Origin of the sequence: Leisingera coralii, assembly GCF_049056525.1 — a bacterium.
Taxonomy (GTDB): Bacteria; Pseudomonadota; Alphaproteobacteria; order Rhodobacterales; family Rhodobacteraceae; genus Leisingera; species Leisingera coralii.
This window is the reverse complement of record NZ_JBHUPT010000070.1, coordinates 1-9417: the sequence shown is the minus strand read 5'-3', so window position 1 is coordinate 9417 and position 9417 is coordinate 1. Positions and strand designations below refer to the sequence as shown.

General features: G+C 65.2%; 9 protein-coding genes and 1 pseudogene. 2 read left to right on the top strand and 8 right to left on the bottom strand.

Features of this window, described 5'->3' with window-relative positions:
* Together ACFMBG_RS20155 and ACFMBG_RS20150 are read right to left on the bottom strand one after the other, a co-directional pair.
* The coding region (locus tag ACFMBG_RS20155) for an ABC transporter permease (RefSeq protein WP_421056468.1) at positions 1-1057 on the bottom strand (1057 nt) is incomplete at its 3' end.
* 3 nt (positions 1058-1060) lie between these two features.
* Positions 1061-1768 (bottom strand): ABC transporter ATP-binding protein, encoded by a 708-nt coding sequence (locus tag ACFMBG_RS20150; protein ID WP_421056467.1) that lies wholly within the window; start codon positions 1766-1768, stop codon positions 1061-1063.
* Between the two features lie 142 nt (positions 1769-1910).
* On the opposite strand from ACFMBG_RS20150, the gene ACFMBG_RS20145 reads away from it, so the two are divergent.
* Both ACFMBG_RS20145 and ACFMBG_RS20140 read left to right on the top strand, forming a co-directional pair.
* On the top strand, positions 1911-2453 hold the full coding sequence (locus ACFMBG_RS20145) for a MarR family winged helix-turn-helix transcriptional regulator (RefSeq protein ID WP_421056466.1): 543 nt from the start codon (positions 1911-1913) through the stop codon (positions 2451-2453).
* 168 nt (positions 2454-2621) lie between these two features.
* A complete protein-coding gene (locus tag ACFMBG_RS20140; protein WP_421056465.1) occupies positions 2622-3023 on the top strand; it encodes an MOSC domain-containing protein in 402 nt (133 codons plus the stop codon).
* A 45-nt stretch (positions 3024-3068) separates the two neighbouring features.
* Here the strand turns inward: ACFMBG_RS20140 and ACFMBG_RS20135 are convergent, their stop codons facing one another.
* The 6 genes and pseudogenes from ACFMBG_RS20135 to ACFMBG_RS20110 form a co-directional block, all read right to left on the bottom strand.
* Complete coding sequence (locus ACFMBG_RS20135) at positions 3069-4442, bottom strand: aspartate aminotransferase family protein (RefSeq protein WP_421056464.1); 1374 nt, start codon at positions 4440-4442, stop codon at positions 3069-3071.
* Between the two features lie 79 nt (positions 4443-4521).
* Entirely contained in the window at positions 4522-5997 is a 1476-nt protein-coding gene (locus ACFMBG_RS20130; RefSeq protein WP_421056463.1) for an NAD-dependent succinate-semialdehyde dehydrogenase, read from the bottom strand.
* A gap of 115 nt (positions 5998-6112) precedes the next feature.
* The gene (locus tag ACFMBG_RS20125; protein WP_421056462.1) at positions 6113-6592 is read right to left on the bottom strand and encodes an Lrp/AsnC family transcriptional regulator; all 480 of its coding nucleotides are present in this window, start codon (positions 6590-6592) and stop codon (positions 6113-6115) included.
* 12 nt (positions 6593-6604) lie between these two features.
* On the bottom strand, positions 6605-7597 hold the full coding sequence (doeB, locus tag ACFMBG_RS20120; RefSeq protein WP_421056461.1) for a N(2)-acetyl-L-2,4-diaminobutanoate deacetylase DoeB: 993 nt from the start codon (positions 7595-7597) through the stop codon (positions 6605-6607).
* 3 nt (positions 7598-7600) lie between these two features.
* The gene (gene doeA / locus ACFMBG_RS20115) at positions 7601-8788 is read right to left on the bottom strand and encodes an ectoine hydrolase DoeA (protein WP_421056460.1); all 1188 of its coding nucleotides are present in this window, start codon (positions 8786-8788) and stop codon (positions 7601-7603) included.
* A gap of 19 nt (positions 8789-8807) precedes the next feature.
* Positions 8808-9417: pseudogene (locus ACFMBG_RS20110) on the bottom strand (ornithine cyclodeaminase family protein); the annotation flags it as partial.

Genomic DNA, 9417 nt, shown 5'->3' with positions numbered 1-9417 from the left:
AGATCAGGAAGGGAAAGTCGAAGAAGCGGGCATACTGGCGGGCCAGCAGCTGCGCCAGCCAAGTGCCCGCCGCCCAGCCGATCGCGATCCCCGCCAGCGCCACCAGCGCTGCCAGCATCAGGTAATGCAGGCAAACCTCCGCATCGGAATAACCCACCGCCTTCAACAGGCCGATCTCGCTGCGCTCCAGCGCCACGATCCGGCCCATCACCATGCTGACCAGAAAGGCCGAGATACCAAAGAAGATCGGCGGCAGCACCATCGCGGTGCCCTTCATCTGGCTGATCTCCGCATCGACAATCGCGTGCGAGCTGTGCTGCGCCCGCCCCACCGCCCCCTGACCGCCATAAGGTTCCAGCAGCTGATCCAGCCGCGCGATCACCTCCTCCTCCTGCACCCCGCGCGCGGTCTTCAGTGTCAGGTCGTTGAAGGCACCCGCCATGTCATAGGCGGCCTCCGCCTCCTCCCGCAGCATCCACAGGACGCCAAAGGACAGGTTGTCGGGCATCAGCGCGCCGGGCCCCAGCGTATAGATGAATTCTGGTGACAGCGCAGTGCCGGTCACCGTCAGCTGCCGCTGGCGGCCATCAAGAGTGGCCAGGAACCGGTCCCCCGGCACCAGCCCGTTGGCCAGCGCAAAGGGCGCGTTCACCGCAACCTCCCCCGGCAGCTGCGGCCAGTGCCCGCTGCGCAGCACCGGCAGGTTCAGCTGCGGCGGGCCGCTCTCCGGCAGCGACAAGATGCGCCCCACCGCGCCCTTGGCCCGCCCCGGCATGTCGAGGTTGGCATAGCCGCTGACCCGCGCCTCCAGCGCCAGCACCCCCTCCACCGCGGCAATCTCTGGCAGCAGGCTGACAGGCGCCCGCCGCGCGGAGGCAAAGACATCGGCAAACCGGTTGCGCCCGTAATAGGCCTCCTGCGTGCCCTGCAGCGCCTGATACATGCCCACCGCCGTCAGCAGGATCGAAACCCCGCAAGCCAGCACCATCGCAATCGCCAGCGCCTGCACCCAGAGCCGTTTGAAATCCCTCAGAAGTTTCCGGTCCAGCGCCTGCATGGCTCACCAGCTGATGTCTGCGGGCGCCAGCCGCTCGGTGTTTTCCTGGATGCGGCTGATCCGCCCGTCCTGAAAGAAGATCACCCGGTGCGCGATCTTCTGGATGTCGGCATTATGGGTGATCACCACCGTTGCGGTGCCGAAATCGCGGTTGATCTGATGCAGCGCCTCCAGCACCTGGATGCCGGTCTTGCTGTCCAGCGCGCCGGTCGGCTCATCGCACAGCAGCACCCCCGGGCGCTTGGCAATGGCGCGGGCAATCGCCACCCGCTGCTGCTCGCCGCCCGACATCTCCGCCGGGAAGTGGTCCATCCGGTGGCCCAGCCCCACCAGCGCCAGCGCTTCGGCGGCAGGCATTGGGTCGCGCGCCACATCGGTCACCAGCTGCACGTTCTCGCGCGCGGTCAGGCTCGGCACCAGGTTGTAGAACTGAAAGATGAAGCCGACATGATCGCGCCGGTAGCGGGTCAGCTCCCGGTCCCGCATCGCCGTCAGCTCCAGATCGCGGAACCAGACCCGGCCATCCGTCACATGGTCCAGCCCGCCCAGGATGTTCAGCAGCGTCGACTTGCCGCTGCCGGAGGGGCCAAGCAGCACTGCCAGCTCACCGCCGGGCAGTTCCAGATCGACACCCGCCAGCGCATGCACCTTGGCGCCGCCAGTGTCATAGACCTTGGTCACGCCTTTCATGGTAAAGACGGGATCCGCCACAGCCACCCTCCTCTCACCGCGCATTCTGCCACACGGGACAGCGGCGCGAAAATGATTTGCCTCAACCCTTCCGGCAGGCCCGCCAGGCCGGTGCGGCATCGGCTTGCTTGCGCAATTCATTTCGACTCGCTATCTATTGCGCATGGAACAGACCGCCCGCATAACCGAACTGATCAGCCGCCTCGCCCGCCTGGACGCTGGCGAAAGCTGGGCGGCAGAGCTGAACCCGGCGCAGCGGGCCGCCCTGGATTACCTCTCTCGCGCCAACCGGTTCTCGCGCAGCCCGTCGCATGTGGCAGCCTATCTCGGCAGCACCCGCGGCACTATCTCGCAAACGCTCAAGGCGCTGGCGCAAAAGGGGTATGTCGAGGAGGAGCGCTCCGATACCGACAAGCGGGTGATCCGCTTTGCCCTGACCGCCAAGGGCGAACAGGCCACCGCCCTGCCCCGCGCCCTGGCCGATGCAGCCGCGGCCCTGCCCCCAGCGGACCGGACCGCACTGCAGGCGGCGCTGGAGCAGATCCTCGGCCGCATGATCGCGCAAAACGGCGGCCAGCCATTCGGTGTCTGCCGCGCCTGCAAGCATTTCTCGGCGGACGGGCCGGGCGGCTTCTGCCGTCTGCTGGCGGAGCCGCTGTCGCCCGAAGACACGACCAAGATTTGCCACGAGCAGGTTCCCGCATGACCCCCGCGTCCCGCATCACCGGGCTGTTCCTCGGATCCGTTGCCGCGCGCTGGCCCGGCCGCCCGCCATCGGCCATTGCCAAGACCCGCGCGGATGGCCCGCAGCAGATCACTGAGCTGGGCTTCACCGGCGACGCCCAGGCCGACCCGCAAAATCACGGCGCTGGGGATGACCGAAACCAATCTCTGCATCGGCGACATCCTGCGGCTGGGCACGGCGGTGGTGCAGATCAGCCAGGGCCGCCAGCCCTGCTGGAAGGTCAGCCAGCACACCGGCAACCCCAAAATGGCCTATCTGTTTCAGAAAACCGGCCGCACCGGCTGGTACTACCGGGTGCTGGAGCCGGGCCAAGCGGAGGCCGGCAGTACCATCTCCCTGATTGAGCGCCTGCACCCGGACTGGAGCGTCGAACGCGTCACCCGTCTCCGCCTCAGCCGCAAGGCCAGCCCGCAAAAGGCCGCGGCGCTGGCACAATTGCCCGAACTGGCCGAGGGCTGGCGCCAGGCCTTTGCCCGCATGGCCGGGGGCGACACGGCAGAGGACACCAGCGCCCGCCTGATCGGCAGCTGATCCGCGCCCCGGCTCAGGCCAGGGCGCAGCACTGTCGCGGCCGGGTCAGCCCAGCACGGCCTCGACTGCCCGCACGGTGGCTGCGACCACCTGATCGGCCTCGGCCCGCGTCAGGCAGAATGGCGGTGCAAAGCCCAGGATATCGCCCTGCGGCATGGCGCGGGCAATCACCTTGTCCTGCTCCAAGAGCTTCGCCGAGATCTGCGGCCCGATCTTGTCGGCGGCATCAAAGAAGGTGCGGCTGTCCTTGTCCTGCACAAACTCCACCGCACAAAGCATCCCCTCGCCGCGCACATCGCCCACATGGGCGTGGCCCGACAGCGCCTCTGCCATGGTGGCGTTCAGATAGGCACCCACCTCGCCAGCGTTCTGCACCAGGTTCAGCTCATCAATCAGCTTGAGGTTCGCCACCCCCGCCGCCGCCCCGATCGGGTGCGCCGAATAGGTCCAGCCGTGGCCAATCGGGCCGTTTTCATCCGTGCCCTGCTCCAGCACCTTCCACACCTTGTCTGAGACGATGGAGCCGGAAAGCGGCGCATAGGCCGAAGTCAGCCCCTTGGCAATGGTGATGACATCCGCCTCGATCCCGTAATGGTCCGAACCGAACATGGAGCCAAGACGCCCGAAACCGGTCACAACCTCATCCGCAACCAGCAGGATGTCGTGCTTCTTCAAAATCGCCTGGATCGCTTCCCAATACCCCGCAGGCGGCGGCACGATGCCGCCGGTGCCCAGCACCGGCTCGCCGATGAAGGCCGCGATGGTGTCCGCGCCCTCGCGCTCGATCAACGCTTCCAGTTCGGCGACGCAATGGGCCACGAACTGCTCCTCGCTCTGGTCCAGGTCCTTGCGGCGGTAGTAATAGGGCGCCTCGGTGTGGATCACCTGCTTCACCGGCAGATCGAACTTCTTGTGGAACAACTCCAGCCCCGTCAGCGATCCGGTGACCAGCCCCGACCCGTGATAGCCGCGCCAGCGGGAGATGATCTTTTTCTTCTCCGGCCGCCCCAGGATGTTGTTGTAATACCAGATAAGCTTGACGTTGGTCTCATTCGCGTCAGAGCCGCCGAGGCCGAAATAGACTTTGGACATGTTTTTCGGTGCCCGGTCCAGGATCATCTTGGCCAGCGTGATCGACGCCTCGGTGCCATGGCCCACATAGGAATGGAAATAGGCCAGCTCCCGCGCCTGATCGGCGATGGCTTTGGCGATCTCCTGGCGGCCATAGCCCACGTTCACGCAGTAAAGCCCGGCAAAGGCGTCCAGCAGCTTGTTGCCGTCGCGGTCCTCTATGAACACGCCGGAGGCGGTCTTGATCACCCGGTTCGGGCTTTCGCCGCGGGCGTGCTGGGCCAGATGGGTCGAGGGATGAAAGAAGTTCTCGCGGTCCCACTGGTCAAGCTGGTCGTTCTTCAGCATTGCATATTCCTTCCGTTTGCGTTCTGTGGCCAAGAACTCTTTAAAATTCTTGGCAAAAATCTTCGAAGATTTTTGTTCGTCACGCCCAATCGCGGCAGACGTATTTGACCTCTGTGAATTCCTCCATGCCCAGCCTTGCGCCCTCGCGGCCCAGGCCGGACTGCTTGGTGCCGCCGAACGGGATCGGCGCGCCGGTCACCTTGGTGCGGTTCACCGCCACCATACCGTATTGCAACGCCCGGCTCAGCCGGTAGATGCGGCGCGGATCCTGGCTGTGGACATAGGCCACCAGCCCGTATTCGCTGTCATTGGCACGCGCCACCACCTCTCCCTCGCTGTCAAAAGGCGCTACGGGTGCGACCGGGCCAAAGGTTTCCTCACGCATAATCAGCGCATCCGCGGGCACATCTGTCAGTACCGTGGGTTCAAAAAACAGAGGACCCAAATGGTGCCTTTTGCCGCCGCAGGCCAGCGTTGCACCCTTGGCCAGCGCATCGGCCACATGCTCCTCCTGCTTCTGCACCGCCTTTTCATTCATCAGGGGACCTAGGTCGCAGTCCTCCATGCCCCTGCCGATGGTCAGTGCCCTGGCGGCTGCGGCAAACCTGGCGCAGAACTCCGCATAGACGGACCGCTCCACAAAGATCCGGTTGGCGCCCAGGCAATCCTGCCCGGAGGTGGCGAATTTCGCCTTGATCGCCTCCGCCACCGCCTTGTCCATATCGCAGTCCGCAAACACGATCACCGGCGCATGGCCGCCCAGCTCCATCACCAGGTGCTTCACGGTATCGGCGGACTGGCGGTACAAAAGCTTGCCGATATTGGTGGAGCCGGTGAAGGACAGCGCCCGCACCCGCGGGTCGGCCGTCCAGGGCTCCACCACGGTGGAGGCCTTGCCCGTCACCACGTTGAACACTCCCGGCGGAAAGCCCGCGCGCTCTGCCAGCTCCGCCAGCGCCAGCGCGCTGAACGGCGTCTCACCCGACGGATGCGCCACCACGGTGCAGCCCGCCGCCAGCGCAGCCGCCGCCTTGCGGGTCAGCATCGCCGAGGGGAAGTTCCACGGCGTGATCAGCGCCGCCACCCCCACCGGCTCGCGCCACAGCTCCACTTCGGCGTCCGGCAGGTGGCTGGTGACGCCCTCGATATTGGGGCGCTTTGCCTCCTCGGCATAGAACTCCACAAAGGCCGCGCCGTAATCAATCTCGCCGCGCGCCTCCGACAATGGCTTGCCCTGTTCCAGCACCATGATCCGGGCGAGGTCTTCCTTGTGCTCCAGCTGCAGCGCATACCAGCGCCGCAGGATGGCCGCGCGCTGTTGCGGCAGCAGCCCTGCCCAACCGGGAAATGCCGCCTGCGCCGCATCCACCGCGGCAGAGGATTCCTCTGCCGAAAGGCTCGCCACATGGCCCAGTTCGGCGCCATCGGCGGGGTCGCAGACCGGAAAGGTCTCGCCATTCCCCGCAGCACGCCACTTACCACCGATATAGGAAAATGAGCGCACCAGCGCCTTGTCGGCAATGTCCGCACGGGCAGAGAGAGCGGTCTCTGTCATGATTGTCCTCCTCATGTCTTGCAGAGGAATGTGCCGGACTGGAACAGAGGATGTGACTGAAGTTCAGAGGCTCTGCAGAAGAAACAACTGCCATCCGGTGCCCCGGCAGGCGAGGTCAGCCCTGCCCCAGCAGTATATCCAAAGGCGGCGCGCCCGCGCCCTTCACCGGCTTGGTCACCACATAGGTGAAATAGCGCGACAGGCCGATGCGGGCGTCCAGCATCTCGTCGATCAGCCGCTGATAGGCATCGATGTCGCGGGTGACGATCTGCAACAGGTAGTCGAACCCGCCCCCCAGCGCCCAGCAGGCGATGACCTCGTCATAACGCTGCATCGCCGCCTCAAAGGCGCGGAAGCTGGCGGCGGTGTGGTCGGCAATCTCTGCCGCGACAAACACCGTCACATGCGGCGCCAGCTTGCGCAGGTTGATGCGGGCGCCATAGCCCTCGATCAGCCCCGCCTGCTCCAGCTTTTTCAGCCGGTCCCAGCAGGGCGTCGGCGACAGGCCAATCCGGTCGGCCAGCGCGGCCTTGGTGATGCGCCCCTCGGTCGAGAGCACGCGCAGAATGTCGAGGTCGCGCTGGTCCAGTTGCATACATTCCGCCTATCAGCCGCCGGTGACGCCGACAACCGCCACGCAGTCGCCGGATTTGATCAGCCCGGGAAAATGGCGGCTGATCACCAGCCCCGCGCGCCGGGCGCGGTATTCCACCGGCGGCTGGCCGGTGCGGTCCAGCGGCCAGACCCGCGCCAGCAGGTCGCCCTTGGCCACCGGTGCGCCCAGATCGGCCATGATCTCAAACAGCCCGTCGCCCTCGCTGAACAGGAAACAGTCATCGTCCGGCATCGAGAGGCGGATGGTTTCGTCCATCTGCATCTGCCCGTGCAGGATGCCCGCATGGATCAGCACATTGCGCAGCCCCTTCTTGGCAATCGCATTGCTGCGCGCAGAGGATGACCCGCCGCCGCCAAGTTCGGTGGTGACGAGCACCTTGCCCATCTGCTCGACCGCAGTGTCATACATGCCCGCGCTGTCGATCTCCAACAGTTCCACCGAATAGGGCGCGTTGAACGCCTTCATCGCGGCAAAACACGCCTCCTGCGTGGGTTTGTCCTCCAGAATATGCGCGGCGGCGAAGGGCACGAAATCCAGCGTCTTGCCGCCGGAATGGAAATCCACCGCCAGATCCGCCATCGGCAGCAATGTGCGCTGGAAGTAGTCGGCAATCTTCTCAGTCACGGTGCCGTCTGGGCGGCCCGGAAACGAGCGGTTCAGGTTGCCCTTGTCGATGGGTGAGGTGCGGGTGCCCGCCCGGAACGCCGGGTAGTTGAAGGCCGGCACGATGATCAGCCGCCCCGTCACATCCTCGGCCTTCGTGGTGGCGGCCAGCTCATGCAGCGCAATCGGGCCTTCGTATTCATCGCCGTGATTGGCCCCTGTGAGCAGCGCAGTCGGCCCCGCGCCGTTCTGGATCACCGTCAGCGGGATCATCACCGACCCCCAGGCCGAGTCATCGCGGCTGTAGGGCAGCTTCAGGAATCCATGGTGCACCCCGTCCCGGTCCAGCGGGATGGTGGGGGAAATCGGATTTGGCTTCATGGCTCAGTCCTTCACGAACATCTTGCGCGGCACATCGGACAGGCACTCCGGCCCGTTCGCCCCGATGCAGATGCTTTCGGTAATCTCAAACCCCCAGTCCTCCATCCACAGACCGGTCATGAAGTGGAAGGTCATGTTTTCCTGCAGCACCGTGGTGTCACCCGCCCGGAGCGACATGGTGCGCTCGCCCCAGTCCGGCGGGTAGGAAACGCCGATCGGATAGCCGGTGCGGTTGTCCTTCTCGATGCCATATTTCTTCAGCACCTTGAAAAACGCCTTGGCGATGTCCTCGCAGGTGTTGCCGGCCTTGGCGACTTCCAGCCCGGCCTCCATCCCCTCCAGCACCGCCTTCTCCGCATCCAGGAAGGTCTGCGTCGGCTTGCCCAGGAACACGGTGCGCGACAGCGGGCAATGGTAGCGGTGCACCACGCCTGCAATCTCGAAAAACGTGCCCTCGCCGGATTTCATGGGCAGGTCGTCCCAGGTCAGATGCGGCGCGGCGGCGTCAGAACCGGACGGCAGCAGCGGCACAATCGCCGGGTAGTCGCCGCCAAAGCCAAGCTCCGCATCATAGCGCAGCCCCGCGTCATAGATCTCGGCCACCAGATCGCATTTGCGCATCCCCGGCTCGACACGTTCGAAGATCCGCTGGTGCATCCGCTCCACGATCTTGCCCGCCTGCCGCATGTAGGTGAGTTCAGCCTCGGATTTCACCGCCCGCTGCCAGTTCACCAGCGCGTTTGCATCACCAAAGCGCGCATTCGGCAGATGCGCCTGCAAGGAGGCATAGGCCGCGGCGGTGAAATAGTAATTGTCCATCTCGACGCCAATCACGCCGCCGTCCAGCCCGCGGTCCTTCAGCTGCGCCGACAGGTAATCCATCGGGTGGCGCTCGGTCGACTGCACGTAGTGATCCGGATAGCCGATGATGTTTGCAGGCTCCATCCAGCAGGTGCGCAAAGCGCCATTGGCGTCCTGGCCGCGCCCGTACCAGACCGGCTCGCCCTCGAGGCCGACAACAACGCATTGATGCACATAGAAGGACCAGCCGTCATAGCCGGTCAGCCAGTTCATGTTTGAGGGATCGGTGACGATCAGAAGATCGAGCCCGCGGCGGGACATTTCGGTGCGGGTCTTGTCCAGACGCGCCTGATATTCAGCGCGGGAGAAATACAGCTTGGGGTCTGCCATATGCGTGGTTCCTGGTTGATCAGCTGGTGAAAGTGGTGCCGGCACCCGCCGCGGCAGCGCGGGAACCTGCAAGGGTTGCGATGGCGGTGTCCTGCACACCGGTGCCGGTCAGGTCGGCAATGATCAGATCACTGTCCGACTGGCGTCCGGCGGCCTGGCCTGCGGTGATCCCGCCCAGTTCAGTGAAGCTCTGGTCCTCGGCGATCAGCCCCGCGGCGATGGCGCTGCGCAGCTCGCCCTTGACGGCGCATTGCGCCTGGCTGTCGGGCACATAGAGGTCCGCCTTGGCCAGACAGGCGGGCTCCAGCTCGCATTTGTGCTCCTGGTCCGAGCCCATGGCGATGATCAATTGCCCCGGCTGCAGCCAGTCGGCTTTGATCACGGGGTCGGCGGCCGGAGTTGTGGTGACCACTATATCGGCCCCGGCAACCGCCTGCGCGATGTCTGTAGCAGCGGTGACATCAATTCCCAGCTCGCTGCGCAGGCTGGCCGCGGCGGCCTCTGCTTTGGCGCTGTCCCGCGCCCAAATGACGGCGCTTTGGATGCCGCGCACCAGGGTCAGCGCCTTCAGCTGCATCTTCGCCTGCACTCCTGCGCCGATGATGCAGACGCGCTTGGCATCCTCGCGC

What these genes read in the sequence shown, in the direction of transcription:
- ACFMBG_RS20145 (WP_421056466.1), top strand. Translation starts at nt 1,911, where the DNA reads ATGGAACAGACCGCCCGCATAACCGAACTGATCAGCCGCCTCGCCCGC.
- ACFMBG_RS20140 (WP_421056465.1), top strand. Translation starts at nt 2,622, where the DNA reads ATGACCGAAACCAATCTCTGCATCGGCGACATCCTGCGGCTGGGCACG.
- ACFMBG_RS20135 (WP_421056464.1), bottom strand. Translation starts at nt 4,442, where the DNA reads ATGCTGAAGAACGACCAGCTTGACCAGTGGGACCGCGAGAACTTCTTT.
- ACFMBG_RS20130 (WP_421056463.1), bottom strand. Translation starts at nt 5,997, where the DNA reads ATGACAGAGACCGCTCTCTCTGCCCGTGCGGACATTGCCGACAAGGCG.
- ACFMBG_RS20125 (WP_421056462.1), bottom strand. Translation starts at nt 6,592, where the DNA reads ATGCAACTGGACCAGCGCGACCTCGACATTCTGCGCGTGCTCTCGACC.
- doeB (WP_421056461.1), bottom strand. Translation starts at nt 7,597, where the DNA reads ATGAAGCCAAATCCGATTTCCCCCACCATCCCGCTGGACCGGGACGGG.
- doeA (WP_421056460.1), bottom strand. Translation starts at nt 8,788, where the DNA reads ATGGCAGACCCCAAGCTGTATTTCTCCCGCGCTGAATATCAGGCGCGT.